At 67.1% G+C, this 19263-nt stretch carries 16 protein-coding genes; 10 read left to right on the top strand and 6 right to left on the bottom strand.

Annotation, left to right across the window (positions count from 1 at the left end):
• The first annotated feature begins 184 nt into the window (after window positions 1-184).
• On the top strand, window positions 185-1213 hold the full coding sequence (locus tag ON45_RS21135; protein WP_051062572.1) for an alpha-ketoglutarate-dependent dioxygenase AlkB: 1029 nt from the start codon (window positions 185-187) through the stop codon (window positions 1211-1213).
• Here ON45_RS21135 and ON45_RS23875 read toward each other — a convergent pair.
• Complete coding sequence (locus ON45_RS23875; RefSeq protein WP_040492671.1) at window positions 1144-3318, bottom strand: helix-turn-helix transcriptional regulator; 2175 nt, start codon at window positions 3316-3318, stop codon at window positions 1144-1146. The two genes, ON45_RS21135 and ON45_RS23875, sit on opposite strands and share 70 nt — an antisense overlap.
• A 117-nt stretch (window positions 3319-3435) precedes the next feature.
• Here ON45_RS23875 and ON45_RS05830 point away from each other — a divergent pair, with 117 nt between their 5' ends.
• From ON45_RS05830 to ON45_RS05815, 4 genes are all read left to right on the top strand, one after another.
• On the top strand, window positions 3436-3690 hold the full coding sequence (locus tag ON45_RS05830; protein WP_148288541.1) for a DUF8691 family protein: 255 nt from the start codon (window positions 3436-3438) through the stop codon (window positions 3688-3690).
• Window positions 3687-4400, top strand: a complete 714-nt coding sequence (locus tag ON45_RS05825) for a DUF4386 family protein (RefSeq protein ID WP_051062569.1) — start codon at window positions 3687-3689, stop codon at window positions 4398-4400. Before ON45_RS05830 ends, ON45_RS05825 begins: the two co-directional genes overlap by 4 nt.
• A 66-nt stretch (window positions 4401-4466) precedes the next feature.
• Window positions 4467-4820: a 2TM domain-containing protein gene (locus tag ON45_RS05820; RefSeq protein ID WP_040492669.1), complete on the top strand. Its 354-nt coding sequence runs from the start codon at window positions 4467-4469 to the stop codon at window positions 4818-4820.
• Between the two features lies 1 nt (window position 4821).
• Complete coding sequence (locus ON45_RS05815) at window positions 4822-5799, top strand: NAD(P)-dependent alcohol dehydrogenase (RefSeq protein WP_040492668.1); 978 nt, start codon at window positions 4822-4824, stop codon at window positions 5797-5799.
• A gap of 420 nt (window positions 5800-6219) precedes the next feature.
• Here ON45_RS05815 and ON45_RS05810 read toward each other — a convergent pair whose 3' ends face one another.
• Together ON45_RS05810 and ON45_RS05805 are read right to left on the bottom strand one after the other, a co-directional pair.
• Window positions 6220-6720, bottom strand: a complete 501-nt coding sequence (locus ON45_RS05810; RefSeq protein ID WP_040492667.1) for a DUF4188 domain-containing protein — start codon at window positions 6718-6720, stop codon at window positions 6220-6222.
• Between the two features lie 524 nt (window positions 6721-7244).
• Window positions 7245-8483 carry a cytochrome P450 gene (locus ON45_RS05805; protein ID WP_051062567.1) on the bottom strand — a complete coding sequence of 413 codons (1239 nt, stop codon included), beginning with the start codon at window positions 8481-8483 and terminating at the stop codon, window positions 7245-7247.
• A gap of 152 nt (window positions 8484-8635) precedes the next feature.
• On the opposite strand from ON45_RS05805, the gene ON45_RS05800 reads away from it, so the two are divergent.
• Window positions 8636-9367, top strand: a complete 732-nt coding sequence (locus tag ON45_RS05800; RefSeq protein WP_040492674.1) for a DinB family protein — start codon at window positions 8636-8638, stop codon at window positions 9365-9367.
• A 27-nt stretch (window positions 9368-9394) separates the two neighbouring features.
• Here the strand turns inward: ON45_RS05800 and ON45_RS05795 are convergent, their stop codons facing one another.
• Window positions 9395-14896, bottom strand: coding sequence for an ATP-binding protein (locus ON45_RS05795; RefSeq protein ID WP_040492673.1), 5502 nt, complete (start codon window positions 14894-14896; stop codon window positions 9395-9397).
• 48 nt (window positions 14897-14944) lie between these two features.
• A complete protein-coding gene (locus ON45_RS21130; RefSeq protein WP_051062564.1) occupies window positions 14945-15613 on the bottom strand; it encodes a TetR/AcrR family transcriptional regulator in 669 nt (222 codons plus the stop codon).
• Between the two features lie 102 nt (window positions 15614-15715).
• Here ON45_RS21130 and ON45_RS05785 point away from each other — a divergent pair, with 102 nt between their 5' ends.
• The 4 genes from ON45_RS05785 (at window position 15716) to ON45_RS05765 (ending at window position 18756) form a co-directional block, all read left to right on the top strand.
• Window positions 15716-16282, top strand: a complete 567-nt coding sequence (locus ON45_RS05785) for a carboxymuconolactone decarboxylase family protein (protein WP_040492666.1) — start codon at window positions 15716-15718, stop codon at window positions 16280-16282.
• A 49-nt stretch (window positions 16283-16331) separates the two neighbouring features.
• Window positions 16332-16976, top strand: a complete 645-nt coding sequence (locus ON45_RS05780) for a DsbA family oxidoreductase (protein WP_040492664.1) — start codon at window positions 16332-16334, stop codon at window positions 16974-16976.
• A gap of 62 nt (window positions 16977-17038) precedes the next feature.
• Window positions 17039-17884, top strand: coding sequence for a CmcJ/NvfI family oxidoreductase (locus ON45_RS05775; protein ID WP_040492662.1), 846 nt, complete (start codon window positions 17039-17041; stop codon window positions 17882-17884).
• Window positions 17885-17940: 56 nt separating this feature from the next.
• The gene (locus ON45_RS05765) at window positions 17941-18756 is read left to right on the top strand and encodes a hypothetical protein (protein WP_148288540.1); all 816 of its coding nucleotides are present in this window, start codon (window positions 17941-17943) and stop codon (window positions 18754-18756) included.
• A gap of 22 nt (window positions 18757-18778) precedes the next feature.
• Here the strand turns inward: ON45_RS05765 and ON45_RS05760 are convergent, their stop codons facing one another.
• Window positions 18779-19186 carry a GFA family protein gene (locus tag ON45_RS05760; protein WP_040492656.1) on the bottom strand — a complete coding sequence of 136 codons (408 nt, stop codon included), beginning with the start codon at window positions 19184-19186 and terminating at the stop codon, window positions 18779-18781.
• Between the last annotated feature and the right edge of the window lie 77 nt (window positions 19187-19263).

Below are 19263 nucleotides of genomic sequence, written 5' to 3'. Positions count from 1 at the left end.
GCGGCACGGGTTCGAATCCCGTACGGGCTGCCAAGAACACCAGGTCAGAGCCACTCTTCGGAGTGGCTCTTTCCGTTCCGGGATTCGCTCGCAGTTCGGCCGACCGAGTGGGCGCGGATGGAGGAGAGGTCCGGGGCGATGCTCGCGTGCTCTGCCGAGGGGCCGCTCGCGGGAGACTGGCGGGATGAACGACGGCGTCGGATCGAGTCCTGATCTGCGGATCGTGCGTGGCGCCGAGGTCCGACGGATCGATCTCGGTGTGGAATCGTGGGTCGACCTCGCCGAGGGATTCGTGGCCGAACCCGAGCGGGAGTTCCGCGATCTCAACGAGTCGGTCGACTGGCAGCAAGGTGAGGTACTGCGCTACGACCGCTACGTCGCGGAGAAGCGACTCGGAGCGGGACTGGCGGGAGACCGGCATCCACTGCTCCGTCAGACCGGCCTCCACCTCCAGGCGCGCTACCGGCAACGGTTCGACGGGGTCGGTGCGCTGCTCTACCGCACCGGGGACGACTTCCAGGGCCTGCACTCCGATCGTGAGATGCGTTGGCTGGACGAGACGCTGATCGCGATCGTCGTGTTGGGAGCGCGGCGCCCGTTCGTGTTCCGCGAGCGACGACCGTTGGCCGATGTCACTGAGCGGGCACCGGCGGGATCGCTCGACGGCGACGTCGTGCTGACGCCGGGCCTCGGCGACCTGCTCGTGATGGGTGGGGCGTGCCAGCGCGACTGGCTCCACGGGATCCCCCCAGCGGCAACCGATCGACCGCGGATCTCCCTCACCTGGCGCTGGACCAGCCGACGCGGCCGGCCCGACACCAACCCGTCGTACTACGACGGCCGCCAGTACAGCGACCGCCGCCCGCAGACCGGTCATCAAAGCCCCGCTCGATCGCTGATCGCGTCCCGTCGAGGAATACCTCCTCGAACGCGCCGCACTCGCCCGCGTCGCGGCGAACAACAGGTCGTCGATGCCATCACCGCCGCCTCGCGCATTTTGGTGCAAATGGACGCTCTCCGAGGTGCCGCACCTGGATGGGTCGGCGGTGTCGAGTGCGTTGCGATTATCGCGTGGTGCTCGCCACGCTTCGTCCTACGCACGATGTGGCGCGCAGACGCCAGCGAGTGTCGTGCCGAGCGATGTCAGAGAAGGCCGTGGTCGCGGGCGGCTTGGACGGCGGCTTTGCGGTCGCCGGTGCCGAGTTTGCGGTAGACCGCCTTGCAGTGGGTCTTCACGGTGTTGAGCGAGACGTAGAGCTCGTTGGCGATCTCGCGCTGCGACATCGGGGAGGGGAGATATCGCAGGACGGCGAGCTCTCGGTCGGTCAGGTCTTCGACGAACCCCGGAGAGGCGGGTTGGGGTGTGCTGAGTTGGTGGCGGGCCTCGACCCGGGCGAGGTATCGGCCGGCGATGCCCGGGTCCGGGCACTCGTCGATGATGCGTCTCGCCTCTTCGATGAGATCAGCGCCCTGGTCGTGGCCGTGGTGGCTGAGCACGTCGCCGCCGCTGGCGAACACGTAGGCGCGCAAGATGGGTTCGGGTGAGCGGCTGACGAGCTCCACGCCGTGTGTGGCGGCGGCGACTGCCTCGTCGGGATGCTCGGTGGTGCGGGCGAGGATGCTGTGAGCGAGTGCGGTCTGGGTGAGGTCGCCGAGACCGAGATCGGCGAGGTCGATGGCCCGGGCAGCTTCGGCGTGTGCCGCGGCGGCGTCGTTGCATTCGATGTGGCCGATCGCCGAGAAGATGGGCGCGACGACTTGTACATAGCGGTGCCCCTCGTCGGGCGCCATCCGTTCGGCCTGTTCGAGGAAGGGGCGTGCACCGTCGAAGTCGCCGGCCCAGACGCGTGCCCCGGCGAGTGCCATGGCCTGGGTTGACTCGAAGGGTTCGTCGGCACTGCGAGCTTCGCTGAGGGCGTTGTCGACGTTGCCGGTCGCCAGGTTGGTCATGATCGCGAGTGCGACGCTGAGCGCGGCTTCATCGTTGTTGGGGTTCAGGGTGCGGGCCCGTGCCACGCAGCGGTGTGACTCGGCGTAGTGCCCGGTGAACAGTGCGATCCACCCCTGCACGACGAGTGCGCCGGCGTGCTCTTCTGCGAGCGTCCCGAGCCGGGCGACCTGGTCGGCGACGGTGCTGAGTTGGCCTCGATTCATCAAGTCGGTGGCCTCGTCGTAGATGAGGTCCGCGGCGGCGGTCAGCTCGTTTGCGGCGAGGTAGTGCTCGACGGCGTTGTGGGCGTCGCCCGCCTGGTGATGCCAGCGTGCGGCCTGCCGGTGCGCATCGGTGAGGTCAATGGACGATTGCTCGGCGTCGAGGCGGAGCACGTCGCCGAGGAGGTGGTGATAGCGGAACCAGGTGTTGGTCCGGTCGAGGCTGATGAGCAGTTGATTGGTCGCTGCGGTCTCGTTCAGCCATCTGGCGCCGTCGTTCGTGCCGCAGACGGCGTCGATGAGTGGTCCGCACATGCGATCGAGCACGGCGGTGCGCATCATCCGGCTTTGATCGGCTTCGTCGACCTGCGACAGGTACTCGTCGGTGAGGTAGTCGACCACGAGGCGGTCGTCACCCTGGAACGCCTCCACGAAGGCGTCGTGGTCGTCGCTGCCCCGCAGCGACAGTCCAGCGAGCACCAGGCCGGCGGCCCATCCCTCGGTGCGCTCGCAGAGCGCCTCGGCGTGATCCAACGTGACGGCCGGGTCAGCGTCGCGAAGCAACAGTTGCGCTTCGGTCGCGGCGAAGCTCAGTTCGTCGGCGCGCACCTCGACGAGCTGAGAGCGCACCCGCAGCCTCGACAGTCGGATCGATGGATCGAGGCGGGTCACCAGCACCAGCCTGAACGTCGAAGGAGCCAGTCCGATCAGCGCGTCGATCGCGTCGTCGATCGCCGGGCTCACAACCAGGTGATAGTCGTCGATCACCAAGGTCACCCGCTCTCCGCTCGCGAGCACGTTCGCGAGTCGTTCCAGCAACGGCCCGGCGTCGCCGGCTGCGGAGGAAACGGCGGGTCCGACCGTCTCGACGATGTCGGGGACGAGGCCGGCCAGGGCACCGACCAGATGACCCCAGAAGCGGGCCGGATCCCGGTCTGCGGGATCGGCTTGGAGCCAGGCGCAGTCGTCTCTCGTCGACTGCCACCCGGCGACCAAGGTCGACTTCCCGGAGCCTGCCGGCGCACTCACCAGGATCGCTCGAACCGATGAATCGGCGACCGCAGCATCCAACACGGCGGTCAGACGCGGCCGGTCGATCAGCTGGGGCGGCAGCGTGGGAGCCGTCAGCTTCGTCGCTACGAGAGCGTTGGCGCCGTCGGCATCCACGTTCCGAGCCTATGGGCGCCGACGCAGTGCGGATTGGCTTCGACGCCCGGATCTCACCCGGGTGAGACCACGCGACGAGTGAAGACCGGTCACACGGTCGGTAGCGATGGTGGAGCCATGAACGAGCCGGTCCGCTACGAGATCGTCATCAAGGGCAACGCCAGCACTCGGCTGCTGGGTGCGCTCCGAGACGACTTCGCAATCGAGGCCACTGACGACGGAACGACCCGCATGACCGGGGCGGTCCGTGACGTCGCTCACCTCCATGGCGTCATCACCCACATGACGTCACTGGCGATCGAGATCGTCAGCCTCGCTCGGCTCGAACCGGGCCATCTGCAACCCACCCACCCACCTGAAAGGCAGCCATGACCACGACCATCCACACCCCGACCGACACCCAGCTCGCCCCGTCCCGAGCGGGCGCGATCGGCGCACTCGTCGCCGCGGCCACGTTCGTGTTCGGCATCGTCCTGTTCGTGACGACGCTGAGCGCCTACACCGAGGGCGACCCGACACCGGGTGAGTCCGTCGAGTTCCTCGTCGGCCATCAGACCACGCTCTTCGCCTGGTACCTCGTCATCTTCTTGGTCTTCGGCGTCGCGATCATCCCCCTCGCTCGAGCGCTGCGCCGGCGCCTCGCCGACGTCAGCCCACAACTCGCCGGCGTGGGCGCCGTCCTCGCCTATATCTGGGCCGGCTTGATGTTCGCCACCGGAATGATCTCCAACGTCGGCATCACGGCGGTCGCCGACCTGGAGAAGACCGACCCGACAGCAGCGCAGGCGCTGTGGTCGAGCATCGACACGGTCACCGAGGGTCTCGGAGGCGGTAACGAACTCGTCGGCGGCCTCTGGATCCTCCTGGTCAGCGTCGCCGCTTGGCGCACTCGACGACTCCCGACCGGACTCAACATCCTGGGCGGCATCAGCGCCGTCGCCGCACTCATCACGCTCATCCCGGGCCTGTCAGATGTTGGGATGATCTTCGGCCTCGGGTCCATCGTCTGGTTCGCCTGGACCGGCATCGTCCTGCTCCGCAGTTCCGAGACCGCCGCTTCAGCGGCGGACCTCGCCCGCTGAGCCTCCGCCACTGATCGAAGATCACACCCACCGACCTCAGCACGAAGCCAACGAAAGAGACGAACGATGCCCACTCCAACTGAAGCGCCGAGCCGCCACGATGAATCGCCGGACGAACGAGACGAAGCGGCCAGACGGTACGCCGATCAGCGGCGAGCGTTCCACGGCCACGTCGGCGGGTTTGCGACCGGCATGTTCATCATGTTCGCAGTGAACCTCGTCACCAACATCTCCGCCGGAAGCGCCGACGAATGGGACGCCTGGTGGTCAGTGTGGGCTCTCCTCGGCTGGAGCATCGGCATCGCCGTCCACGGCTTCGTCCTTTGGCTCAACCGACCCTCGGACGCGTCATCGACGCCTGAGGAGATCGCCGCACTGCAGCAACGCCGGACCCGACGAGACGACAGCGGGGAGAACTGACATGAAAGCGATTCGTGCTCGCCGCTACGGCACTCCCCATGTCTTGACGCTGGAAGAGGTTGATCCACCGACGCCGGAAGGCGATCAGGTGCTCGTCGAAGTCCGCTCAGCTGGATTGAACCCCTCCGACTGGCATCGCATGGAAGGCAAGATTCCGATGCTCCGCCAGGCGTACGGTGACCCCGAGCCGACCGATCACACACTCGGCACCGATTGCGCCGGCACTGTCGTGGCCGTCGGGAAGAACGTCGCACGGTTCACCGTCGGTGATGCCGTGTTCGGGGCGGCGAAGGGCGCGCTCGCAGAATACGCGATCGCCACGGAGAGGAATCTGGTCCGCAAGCCCGAGAACGTGCCATTCGTCGACGCTGCCGCCGTCCCGACCGGAGGCCTCACCGCCCTTCAAGGGCTGCGTGACCACGGGCGACTCGTTTCCGGCCAGCGTGTCCTGATCGTCGGTGCATCCGGTGGTGTGGGAGTTGCCGCGGTGCAGATTGCCAAGTCCTTCGATGCTCACGTGACCGCGGCGTGCAGCACAACGAATACCGACATGGTGAGGGGTCTCGGAGCCGACGACGTGATCGACTACACCGCTCAGGACTGGGATGGCACCGGACCGTACGACCTCATCCTGGACATGGTCGGAGATCGCCCATTCGACGTGTACGTGAAGAACCTCACGCCCGCAGGGCGCATGGTCTCCGTCGGAGCACTCGGCACGGACACGACCGAACACCTGGCGAAGCTCGGGGCCTACAAGGCTTCAGCGCACGGCGAGAGAGTCATCAGCTTTGTCGCACAGTTCAACACCGGTGACCTCGAAATGCTCACACAACTCATGTCGTCGGGAGCCCTCACCTCCGTGATCGACCGCACGTTCCCACTCGCTGAGATCGCGTCGGCGATGACGATGCTGGGCAGCAAACGAACGAGCGGAAAGGTCGTCGTCAGAGTCGATCGGTCGCCAACGCGAGCCTGAACGGCCCCTGACCCGGAACCCCACGAAGAACTCGAGCGACAAGCAGCGGCGCACCGCAACGCACGAGCTCAGACGCCGCATCGACGGTGGCCGCGATGGACGCCACGCCACTGACGTGCGACCACCTCGGGGTCGCGATCTGTTGGCGTCCGCTGCGGATCAGGCGTCAAAGCCAGCAGCCGAGGTCTCGGCCGGTCCGAACCGCCGCTTCGCAGTCGCCGACGCCGACGCCGACGCCGAGCTTTGCGGTGGGAGCGACAAGCGACAACCTTGCTTCGCTGAGCCGAGCCGTGTCGCCGTAGTCGATACAGATGGGACTGGCGCCGATCTGCTCGGCACGAGCGTCACTGGGTCGCAGCCGTGTGCGCCTCGAACGAAGCAGGCACTTCGGAGGCAGGCGCTGTGCCTGAACCGGATTGCTCAGTAGGGATCGACGACTGGCTCATCTGCGTCCCTCGCACCGATACGGGCTGCCGCAGAGTTCTTGAGGCGCCCGATCGGCACATGGCCGGCCGCAGCTGCGAGTCCGAACGCAGGCATGTTGCCGTACACAGCTTCGTACTCCCCCGCTCGCACTTTGAAAGTCTCATGCCAGATCCCGACATCACCCGAGTCACGAACCACTTTGTTGAACTGTCGCCACGGCTCCAAGTGGGGCAAGTCGGAATCGCGCGCGAAGTGGTCGAGGTCCTCGAAACTCCGCCAATATTGGACCAGGATCGTCGTCCGCCCGATCCACTGCTGGTACCCGAGGCAGCCGAGCTCCGGGTGTTCGTCGATCACCCGCAACATCCTGGGCATCGCCGTTGCCACCGGCCACCACTTCCGGACCTTCCACGGTTTGTTGAAGCGCATCCCGATCAGGAACACGACGAAGTCGCCCTCGACCTCGGCGGTGAATCGTCCTGCGCGTACACCCATGGGTCATCAACCTGCTCTCTGCCCGTCAGAGGCTCCGCGGACAGAAGGCATCTTTCCGCACTCGCCCCGCTCGCCTCCAACGCCGGCAACGGTCACCGAGAGCTGGTCGACCAGAACGCCGGATCAAGGGCGCGCATACAGGCGCCGGCCGGTCGCCGCCCGACCCGTCCTGGAACCGGCACTACCCGCCCGAGGCGGAGCCCATAATGCTCGGCGCGTTGGCGGCGGCGGGTGTCCTCAGGGTGACGTTGGTGGCACCCATTCCTCACGTTCGAGTGTTCGCCGAGATGAGGAGACGCCCGGATCGAGCGTTGTCGTTGTTGCTACTGGTTGCGGGGGCAGGAGGTGACCTCACGTCGTCCATTGATTCCGTTCGACGTGTACGTCGAACTGGTACAAACATGAACCCGGCGCGATTGAGCACGGGGTTGGACGGGTGCCTGCTTCGGCTCACGAAGCGCCGTGCCACGAGAACGTGGTCTGCCCGGCGATCAGGCGTCCGTGACGAGCGTCGCCCGGTCTCTCTAGTTCAGGGTGTAGTTCAGGGGGAGGGCTTTGTAGCCGCTGACGAATGTGGCCTTGCCGGTGGTGGCTTTCCCCTCGAGTTCGGCGCTGGCGAGTCTGGGCACGAGGTGGCTGAACAGCGACCGCAGCTCTTGGCGCGCGAGTTGGGCTCCGAGGCAGAAGTGGATGCCGAAGCCGAAGGCGATGTGCTTGGATGCGTTCGATCGGGTGACGTCGAATCGTGTGGGGTCCTCGAAGTAGCCGGGATCCATGTTCGCCGCGGCGTAGTTGAGCATCAGCCAGTCGCCCTTCTTGATCGTCTGCCCGCCGACCTCGGTGTCTTCTTGGGCGGTGCGCATGAAGTGGCGGACCGATGACGCCATGCGGATCATCTCCTCGACGGCGTTGCCGATCAACTCGGGCTGTTCCTGCAGGAGCTGCAGCTGGTCGGGGTTGCGGGCGAGCTGGGCCATGCCTTCGGCCATCGACGCGGAGGTGGTGTCGTGGCCGGCGGTCGCGACGATGACGTAGTAGCCCATCTTCTCGAGGTCGGGCATCGGCTCGCCGCGGATCTCGCCGTTCGCGATCAAGGTGGCGAGGTCGTCGGTCGGATTCGCCTGTCGGTCGGCGGTGAGGCCGGTGAAGTACTGGTAGAAGTCCATCAACACGGCTGCGGTTTCCTCCGGCGAGCCGCCTTCGCGCTGGAGGTCGGGGTCTTCGGCACCGAACAGCTCCTGGGTGAGCTGGAGCATTCGTTCGTAGTCGCCTTCGGGCAACCCGAGAATCGACAAGATGACCTGCAACGGGTACGGCACGGCGATCTCGGTGTTGAAGTCGATCGTGCCCGTCCCGTTGCTCGCAGCGGCTTCGAGTTTGGCGACGGCGACTCGGCTCAACTCGTCGAGACGCGCCTGCATCGAGTTGATGTTGGCCGGCTTGAACCAGTCGTTGGTGAGGCGCCGATAGTCGGTGTGATCCGGCTTGTCCATGTGGATCAGCGTGCGGATCTGCGGACCGCCTTCGTCGCGCATCTGGAGCACTGCGTCGGTCGTGAGCACCGGAACCGGTTCGTTGGTGAACAGTGCCGGCTGGCGCTCGACCGCCATGACCTCATCGTGGCCGATCACGGCCCAGAACGGCGGGAACCCGTCGGCTTCGATCCGGTGGACGGGTCCCTGGTGATGGAGCTCGACCGCCTCCTGTCGCCATCCCGTCATGTCGCCGTAGCGGTGGGCGTTGTGGAAGATGTCGGTGGTCATTGCGCGTCCTCGTCAGGTGTGGTGTGCGGTGCTGGCAACGAAGGTAGTTGTTCGAGCCGGATCGACAGCCCGTCGGTGTCGCACTCGACGTCGAGCGTTCGAGCGCCGCGTACTCGCCGCGCCGACGCAACGCGACGCGACAGAATGTGGGGATGGCGACGCATTCCGGTGACCGGGACTTCGAGAACGCGACGTTCGTCAGGACGAACTTCAGGGGCGCCACGCTGAGGTCCTGCGACGTCAGCGGGGTGACGATGCGCAGCGTCGATGTGGGCGGGCTCGACATCGACAGCCATGACCTGTTCTTCGGAACCCTCGTCGTCAACGGCGTCGACGTGGTGCCGCTCGTGAACGCGGAGCTCGACCGGCAGTTCCCCGGCCGCGAGCTGCAGTCGTCGCAGACGCCGGCCGGCCTCCGCGATGGTTGGGTGGCGGCGCAGGCGGCCTGGGACACGACGGTGACGAACACACCACCGGAACTCGTGGATGCCCACGTGGAGCACGAGTGGTCGCTGGCCGAGACGCTTCGTCACCTCGTGCTGGCGACCGACGCCTGGCTCAACGGCGCGATCAAGGGAGTCGAGCAACCCTTCCACGAGATCGGCCAGATCTTCACGGGTGCGGCCGAGATGGGCTTCGACATGTCGATCTTCCGAGCTGACGCTCCGGAGTTCGAGGAGATCCTCGCAGTCCGCGCCGAGCGCCAGCAGCAGGTGACCGAGTTCTTGGCCACCGTCACGCCCGAACAGCTCGCCGAGAAGCGCGACAACCCGTGGGGCGAGGACGACTGGCATCCCACCGTCGGCGACTGCGTGCGCGTGATCCTCGAGGAGGAGTGGGCGCACCTTCGCTACGTCCGACGGGACCTCGCACTCCTGGGGTGAACGGGAGCCACGGGCCCGTCGCGCCGTTCAGTGACGGGCCATCCCTCGTTCGACGGAGGCGATGAGTTCCGGGCGCAGGTCGGCGGCTGCGATGATGCGGTGCACCGAACCCACCTCCCGGGCGCGCTCGACGCTGTGCACCGCGTCGAATTCCGCGGCGACCTCACCCATCTTCTCGGTGCGTACGGCGTCGCGCAGCGTCGACAACTGAGCGCGCAGGCGCTCCGCCTCGCCGGACCCGTCACCGACAGCTGCCGCAATCGACGAGTCGAGTTCGCGGATCCGTTCGTCGTCATCGGTCCGGGTGTCGACCTCGCGGGTGAACACGACCGCAGCGGCCGGAGCGCCGCCGATCACCGACGCGAACGAACCATCGACGGCGAGCACCTCCATGTCGTCGTTGAGGGTGGCGGAGAACACCACGAACGCCCCGCCGTGGTAGCGCGACACCACGCACAGCACGAACGGCCCGTCGAAGTTCACGATCGCCCGCCCGATCTCCGCGCCGTACTCGAGCTGCAACCGGCGCAGTGACTCGGGCGACCCGTCGAAGCCCGACAGGTTGGCGAGCATCACCACGGGGCGCGCGCCGCTCGCAGCGTTGATCGCTCGCGCAACCTTCTTCGAGGACAGTGGGAACAGGGTGCCCGCCGACCACTGCGACGGACCGTCGGCCGGGGTCGCGCCGTGGCGGGGGAGTGGGCGCGACTCCATGCCGATCAGCGTCGTGGCCCGCCCACCCAACCGGCAGTCGTAGACGACGGCCATCTCGGCGTCGGCCATCTCGGGCCACCGTTCGAGCGGGTCGTGGTCGGCGTCGATCACCGCCTGCATCACCGTGCGGATGTCGAACGGCTTCTTGCGGTCGGGATTGGTCTCGTCGGAGAAGATGTCGCCGACCGTGGTGAAGTCGACACCGTCGACCCGGTGGCCCGTCGGCCGGACGTCACGAGTGGTCGGGTCGTCCGTGGAGGCGACGCGGGGCCACCGTTCCCCGCCGGCGCGATAGGTGAGTTCGTAGTGCTGGAACAGCAGATCGCAGGCGTCGGAGAGAGTCGGAGCCCAGTACTGCGCCTCACCGTTGGGACCCATGATCCGCTCGTAGCCGCCGATCCCGAAGTTGTCCTCTGCGGAAACCCCGCCGGAATAGTCGATCGCCTGCTTCCCCGTGAGCACCATCGCGCTGTCGGGGGTCATCACCAGAATGCCCTTGGTGTGCATCAACATCGTCGACTCGGCATTCCAGTACGGCTGCGCCCCGACGTTGATGCCCGCAACGACCACGTTGATCTCGCCACCGGCCTGCGTGTGTTCGACGATCCGGCGCAGGACCCGCGCCACCCAGTCGAGGTTCTCGCTGCCCGAGTCCATCGCGATCTTGGCGCCGGCCGACAACGCGAACCACTCGATCGGAACACGCATCTCCGCCGCAAGGTCGATCGCCGCCAACAGCCGTCGACACTCGGCTTCGGTGATCGAACCCATCGCCTTGGTCGGATCGCCGAAGACGGCCACCCGGGTCATCCCCTCGGGATAGCGGTCGGTGGGGGTGGACACCACGCCGACGATGATGCCCGACGGGTTGGTTCCTCGCGGCCGGTCGGTCGCCACGAGGCGGTCGACGCCGGCGTCGTCGTCTCCGTTCTCGGCTGCGGCGAGTTCGTATTCGGTGAACGTGCCACCCTCGCGCATCACCATCGGAACGATCTCGTAGGGGTAGGTCAGGCCGCGTCGGCGGGTGGCGATCAGCTTGCGGTCGTAGTCGCTCAAGGGCTGCATCGGCTCGGTTGCCGGACCGGTGATCCGTACCGTGACCCCCCGGCCCGGCTCGAACCCGATCCGCATCACGGTCTCCACGGCGTCGCCGGTCGACGGATCCACGACGCGTCCGCTCACGACGACCTGCTCGAGGCCGAGCCCTTCGGTGAGTGGGGTCAGGCGGCGGACGACCTCGTCCAACTCGTCGAGTGGCAGGTCGACGACCGGCCACACGTACAGCATCACGCGGTTCCACTCGAGTCCGTGTGCGCCCGGCAACTCGGTACGGGCGCGACGGATCGCATCCAGGCACCCGATCAGGAGATGCTCGATCTCCGGAAGTGCGACGACCTTGCCGGCGTCGTCGCGGATCGGCGTGATGTCGCGGACCTCGGCAACGGCGACCAGTCGTCGATCCGAGGGGCTGTCACGGGCGACGCAGTCGAACAAGTGGGCATCGCCGGCAGCCGGGAGCGAGCTGATCTCGAAATTGGCCAGCCGCCACATCTGCAACCGGCGCGCGATCATCGGGTGGATCCCCCGGAACTTCACGTCCTCCTCGAACGCCCGCGGGTCGGTCGCCGACGCTCCCTTCGACGACTCCATCCAGTACGGCCGAACCCCGGCGGCGTTCGCGCGACGGAACGTCAGCAGTTCGGTCGCGCCGCTGGGTTGGGCGGGGACGACCGAGACCCGACGGATCTCGTCGGGTAGCGGTGTGGTGGCGAGCAGGTCGAGCATGCTCGTGGCGAGTTCGTCGGTCGTGTCGGCGTCGGAGCCGGTCAACGGAACGAACAGATCGACGACGGCCGTGTCGGGCCCGGTGATCGTCTCGGCCAGACGGGAGATCGCGGCCAACACGTCGGCGGCACCGGCGCGCTCGGTGCGGGCGGCGATGACGTGCACGGTCCGTCCTCGGTGTTCGTAGCTCGCCCGACAGATCTCGTGGTCGGCGATCGACTCGACGCTCACCGACCCGAGGTCGCGGATGCGGTAGAAGCGTTGGAGGAGGATGCCGATGAGCGGCGCCGGGTTGTCGGCGGTGGCGAACACGTCGTCGTCGGCAAGGATCGGCATGAGCGGGAGGGGGCATGCAACCAGGCGCTCGATCTCCGGTGAGCGGGTGGCGTCGGACGCGATGGCGGTGGTGGCGAACTGTTTCATCGTCGCGGACACCGCAGATCGGGATTGCTCGATGAGCGGTCGGTCGAAGAGCCGGTAGCGCACCGCGCGCGACAGGCTGGAGATCGCCGGCGAGCGACGACGTGTCGTGTCGATCACACGATCGAGCGCGTTCCGCAGCGGTGGCGAGACCGCCGGGTCCTCGAGCAGCGTCGTGATGATCGACGACTGCTCCGAGCGTCGTCGTTGCGACACGAAGATCCGGTGCAGCGCTGCTCGGAGCGCATCGGTGGATTCGAGCGAGTCGACCCCGTGGTGCTCGAGTGCCAGCGACAGCCGGTCGACGTACCACGGCGGAATGCCCTCGCGTTCGGCGTCCAGCGAGTGCAGATACGCGTGGAAGTACTCGCGTCCGCCCCGCTCGTCGCTCGACGCATCCAAGCGCTCGGGAGACAGCGCTCCGAGCGAGGCGAAGGTGTCCAGGATCGAGACGAGTTCCTCGGCATCGACCGCACCGGCCGATCCGGCGATCTCCAGGGCCCGCGACGTGGGAACGTCGTAGCCGAGCAGCGACGCACGGACCAACTCGCCACCGGGAACATCGCCGCTCTCAGGAAGCGCGTCGATGGTGATCCGCTCGCGTCCCGCGGGCCGCTCGGCATCATCGACGTCGGGTTCGATGCGGAACAACGCTTCACCGGCGACCACCTGCGCGTTGGCCATCGAGAAGACGTCCTTGATCCTTCCGCCGACGGGCGCGACGATCGCCAACTCCATCTTCATCGCCTCGAGCACCCCGAGGCGATCTCCGGCCGAGACGACGTCGTCGACCGCGACATCGACGCGGACCACCAGCGCTGCCGATGAAGCTCGAACGACGCCCGCGTCGTCACGCGAGAACCGGTGGTCGACTCCGCCGATCTCGATCAGGTGATCGCTGTCGTGGACGGTGGAGACGACGGTGAAGATGCTGCCGCCGATGGTGAGCCGACTCCGAACCCGGTCGAGACGCTCCACCTCGACGCGTCGCGTGTTGGAGTCGACCTCGACCTCGAAAGTGTCGGGCAGAACGTGGCGGACTTCGACGGTGTAGGCATCGCCGTCACGCTGCAGCTCGACCGTTTGACCAACGGCGGTGTCGACGTGCGGCCGGCCACGACTCGCGGTGTTGAAGAACGCCGACCGGTCGAGGGCGGCTTGGATCTCGGCGGCATCGAGTGCGGCAGCGATCAATGCCACGTCTGCGTGACGGGTCGGCACGTGGGCTCCACTGCTCGTGAGACGATCGAGCCACGCCGTGTCGATCTCTCCGGCGCGGACCTCGGGCCGGTCGAGGAGTTCGAGCAGGAACGACTTGTTCGTGGTTCCGCCGCCGATGAGTACGGTCATCTGTGACAGCGCCCGGTGCAAGCGTGACATGGCCTCCTCCCGGTCCGAGCCGACCGCGATGATCTTGGCGATCATCGAATCGAACTCCGGAGGAATCACGTCGCCTTCGGCGACGCCCGTGTCGACCCGGATCCCGGAACCGACCGGAAGCGCGAGCGTCTCGATCGTGCCGGGCGCAGGGGCGAAGCCGCGTTGAGGATCCTCGGCGTTCAGGCGTGCCTCGATCGCGTAGCCGACACTCGGCGGCGGCGACCCGTCGAGACGGCCACCGCCGGCGACATGGATCTGGAGCTTCACGAGGTCGAGTCCCGTGGTCAGCTCCGTCACCGGATGCTCCACCTGGAGCCGAGTGTTCACCTCGAGAAAGGCGAACGTCCGCTCGGTGGGTTGGTACAGGAACTCCACCGTGCCCGCGTTCTCGTATCCGGCCGCCGTCGCCAGACGAACGGCCGACGCGCGCAGGTCCTCGTCCTGCTCCTTCGTCAGCGCGACGCAGTGGGACTCCTCGATCACCTTCTGGTTGCGGCGTTGGAGGCTGCAGTCCCGTACGCCGACTGCCCACACCGTGCCGTGGGTGTCACCGATGATCTGGACCTCGACGTGGCGGGCGTCGGAGACGACTCGCTCCATGAATACCGTGGGATCACCGAACGCCTTCGCTCCCTCTGCGCGGGCGCTGTCGAAGGCTTCGGCGAGGCCAGCATGGTCGTCGACCCGTCGAATGCCGCGGCCGCCCCCGCCCGAGGTCGCCTTGATCATCAACGGAAAGCCGATGCGGTCGGCATGCTCGCGTGCCGCCTCGGTCGAGTCGACCGCGCCCCCGCTCCACGGGGCGACGGGAACATCGGATTCCTCGGCGAGGCGTTTGGCCCCGATCTTGTCCCCGAGGCGTCGCATCACGTCGGGGCGCGGACCGATGAACACGACGCCCAACCGGTCACACAGCTCCGCGAACTCGGGTCGTTCGGCGACGAACCCCCATCCGACCCAGGCGGCGTCGGCGCGCGAGTCCACCAGCGCACGTTCGAGCACGTCGAGGTCGAGGTACGGGCTACCGGCGTCGGCTGGACGGCCCGCATCGATGCAGATCGTCTCGTCGGCTTCGCGCGCGAACATTGCGGTCCGCTCGGCCGTGGTGTGCAGCGCGATGGTGCGCAGGTCGCTGCCATGCTCGAAGCGCAGTTCGCGCACAGCGTTGATCACACGCATTGCCGCCTCCCCCCGATTGACCACGGCGATACGACTGAAGGTTGTCCTCACCTCCGTCACCCTACGAAACGTCAGGGCACGGGGTCGACCGCCGGTCGTCTACTGCGTGACCGGGTCGAGACGCCAGCGGCTGATCTGGGCGCGCACCGCGCCGGCCATCGTGTCGACGGTGTCCGTGCCGAGTCTGCCGCGGGCCGCAGCATTGATCCCGAGCACGACCGCGACGAGGAGTCCGACCCGCTCCGGCACGGTGTCCGAACGAATGATCCCGTCGTTCGCCGCCCGTTCGAGGGCGTCGGTGATCTCGCGACGCACGAGCGCGAGGTAGGCGTCGGTGTGCGCCGTCAGGTCCGGGTCGCGCGCGGCGTTCTCGGTCAACAACGACACGACGAGGCAACCCGACCGATGCTCGCCGTCGATCCCGATCGACACCGAGTGGATGAACTCGTCGAGGCCGTCGAGTGGATCTTCCGCGTTGCGCAGGGGAGCGAGCAGTTCTCGGTCGAGCCGGTCGAGGTACTGACCGATCGCAGCGTCGAGCAGCCCGCGTTTCGAGCCGAACGCGTTGTAGATGCTCGACGCCTTCAACCCCAGCTCGTCCTCGAGTTGACGTGTCGTGGTGTCGGCGAATCCGTGCTCCCAGAAGAGTTCGAGCGCGCGGTTCAACGCGACGTCGGGGTCGAAGGTCTTCTTGCGACCGCCCCCCGGCGCCCTTCGACGCGTGGGGGCGACGGCGTTCGGATCAACGGCGTCGGCATCGTTCTGCATCTCGCGCTCCAATTTAGTCGCCTGCGGTCCGGTTCGGGTTGGTTATTTTGTAGCAAGCGCTACGGTGAGGTCCATCACCCCCTCGACCCCCGAAGGAAACCGATGACCGAATTCACTCAGCACACCATCGAAACGGCTCCGGAAGACTCCAAGCCGCTGTTGGAGAAGTCCTTGGAGACCAACGGCATGATCCCCGGCCTGCATGCCGTCATGGCGGATGCGCCCGGCCTGCTCGCCACCTACGACTTCGCCCATCAGCAGTTCATGGCCACCAGCCTGACCGACGAGGAGAAGACCGTCGTCTGGCAGACGGCCAACGTCGAACAGAACTGCCACTACTGCGTGCCTGCCCACACCGGGATCGCCAAGATGATGAAGGTCGACGATGCGATCACCGACGCGCTGCGCAACGAGACACCGCTGCCGACCGCCAAGCTCGAAGCGCTCCGCGACTTCACGTTGCACGTCATCCGCGACCGCGGCTTCGTCGACGAGACGGACACGCAGGCCTTCCTCGACGCCGGATTCACACAGGCCAACATCCTGGAGGTCATCCTGGGAGCCGCCCAGAAGTTGATGTCGAACTACACCAACCACTTCGCCCGGACCCCGATCGACCCGGCCTTCGAGAAGTACGCCTGGGAGCGGGCGGCCGTCAACGCCAGCTGAGCGGGCCGTCAGCCGCTGCATCCTCCGACCCGCTGAAAGGGAATTCCCCATGACCACGCCACTCCAGATCGACATCGTCTCCGACGTGATGTGCCCGTGGTGCATCATCGGATACCGCCAGTTGGCCCAGGCGCTCGAGGCCACCGGGATCGAGCACGAGATCCACTGGCACCCGTTCGAACTGAACCCCGACATGTCGTCCGCTGGGCAGGACATGCACGAACACATCGCGGAGAAGTACGGCTCGACGGTCGAGCAGTCCGAGCAGAGTCGCCAACAGATGACCGAACTCGGAGCCGAGCTCGGATTCGACTTCCGTTTCGACGACGGCACGCGGATGCACAACACGTTCAACGCCCACCAGTTGCTGTACTGGGCCGACGAACAGGGACGGAAGCACGACATGGAGATGGCGCTGTTCACCGCGCACTTCACCGATGGGCGCGACCTGTCCGACACGGAGGTCCTGGCCGATGTCGCCGGAGAACTCGGCCTCGACCGAGCGGAAGCGCTGGCGGTGCTGGAAGACCAACGCTTCGCGTCCGCGGTCCGCGAACAACAGCGGTTCTGGATCGAGCAGGGCATCAGCGGCGTGCCCGCAGTCGTCTTCGACCGCAAGCATCTCGTCACCGGTGCGCAAGGGGTGGACAACTACACGAACATCCTCACGCAGCTGACTCGACAGCCTGCGTGATCCGCGGGTCGGCCTCCCGGCCGGTGCCCGCGGGATCGAGCGGGTGACGTAGCGTCGTCGCCATGGTCGATGCGGTGCAGACGACGTCCGGTGTGTTCTGCCGGGCGACGTTGAATTTCGCGGCCCGGGGCAGCGAGTTCACTGCGGAGCCCGTGACCCTCGACATCCTCGATGGTCGGAGCGCCGAACTGCCGGGGTGGACCGAGTGCGGCTTCGAGTTGGTGTCCCACCCGTCCTCGACATCGAGCTGGGACGACGATGACCTCGTCGCCGTGCACCATCGAGAAATGGAGGACCTGGCGCGTTCGATGACGGGTTGCGACGTGGCGCTGGTGTCGAACCACATCAAACGGGGACCCGAGCACGCGCAGCGTCACCAGGATCTCGCGCCGATCTCGTTCGTTCATTCCGACTTCGCCGTCGGCTACGACCAGCAGGTCCGTCGGTCCTACGTCGACCCCGGTCCCGATCGTCCCGGTCCGACACGCGCGCTCGAACGCAACGGGATCACCGCCGCCGACGTGCTGAGTGCGCCCCGGCTGGTGATCCTGCAGTTCTGGCGCAACCTCGGCCCGGCGAAGATGGACAACCCGCTCGCGTTCTGCGACGCGCGCACCGTCACGCCGGACGACACCCGTCCGATCCCGGTGTCGGACTACGCCGGCTCGGGCATCGACTTCAACGCCTTGGCCGTGCTCGCTCCGACTGCGGCGTCGCCGTACCGATGGTATGCGTTCCCCGAGTTGCAGGTCGACGAGGTCGTCGCGTTCCGCACGTACGACACCGATCTCGTCGACCGTGGCGAATCCTGGTTCACGCCCCACTCGGCGTTCCGCGACCCCGACGTCGAGGTCGGCCGTCCCGCCCGATCCAGCATCGAGCTCCGGGCCATCTGCCTCTTCACCTGACGCCGACACGCTGGAGGCGGGCGTTTCCGCTGGTGGTGGGCGGGTACGACCCCGGCATGGGACGTATCAGAACGTGGACATCCGCGGGGATTCTCGTTGCCTCGGCAACGGTGGCCGCTTGCAGCTCGGGCGACGACTCCGCAGCGACACCGGCGACGACCGACGGATCGACTCCGGCGACCGAGGCACCGACGACCGAGGCCTCGACGACCGACGCGACGAGAACCGACGCGACCACGGCGGACACCGACGCGAACACGTCGACCGTTGCGCCCACGGATCCGCCCTCGTCGGACACGGCCGTGCCCGCGGCGGTGGAAGGGGCGATCGACAGCGGTGCCGCCACCGTCTTCGGGTTGCACCTCTTCGCCGAGCGGCCCGCCGATGACGTCGTGACCGTGGTGTCCGACCGGCTCGGCGACCCGACGTCGGACACCGGCTTCGTGGACACGCCCGATGATCAGGCGTGTCGCGCTCCGGGTGGCCGCTACCGGGTGGTGCGCTGGGGTGATCTCCGGATGACATTCACGGAGTACGAGAACAGCGACGGTGACGTGGTCCAGAGCCTCGAAGCGTGGGCGGTCGGGGACGAGCGCGCCGAGCAGCTCGCTCCGAACGACGAACCCCCGGCGAACGCCGAACCGACCGGGTTGACCACCACGGAGGGCATCGGCGTGGGATCGACGCGCGATGAGCTGCGGGAGGCGTTCACCGAGGACCAGGCGCTCAACGACTTCGACGAGGACCGGATCTCCGTCGTGCTCGGCTCCGCTCCGACCGGGGTGGTCTCGTTCGTACTCGACGGTGACACGGTGGTCGGGATCGGGAGCGGCCCGCCCGACTGCGCAGCCCCGGAGGACAGCGAGCGCTGAAACGTCGCCGGCGCGACCGACCTCACTCGCGGTCGATGGAGACGTCCATGCCCGGAAGGTCGACCCACGGCTGGCGGTGCTCGCACCAGACTTCGACGTTCGGCTTCACCGCCGACTTGTCGTCGAGGCTTCCGGCCTTGACGGCGATCACGCCGTCGGTGCCCATCAACTCCGACACGATCGGCGATCCGCACGTGCCGCAGAACCGGCGCTCGACGTGGACGGTGTCGCCACCGTCGTCACCGCGGTCGCCGTAGGTGACGAGCGTTCCGGTCACGTTCAGCTGTGATGCGTGGGCGACGATGTTCACGGAGAATGCGCCGCCACTCTGGCGCTGGCAGTGGTCGCAGTGGCACACCGCGGTGGCGACGATGTCGCCCGTCACCTCGTAGGAGACCTCACCGCACAGACAACGACCTGTCACGCTCATGTTCGAAACCTAGCGAGCCCGCTTCCGGCCACCCGAGTCCGACACCGGCAACTCGTGAACAGTTCGCGCACGGAGCG

The sequence above is a fragment of the Ilumatobacter nonamiensis YM16-303 genome, assembly GCF_000350145.1.
Classification (GTDB): domain Bacteria; phylum Actinomycetota; class Acidimicrobiia; order Acidimicrobiales; family Ilumatobacteraceae; genus Ilumatobacter_A; species Ilumatobacter_A nonamiensis.
This window is presented reverse-complemented; position numbering and strand designations above follow the sequence as displayed.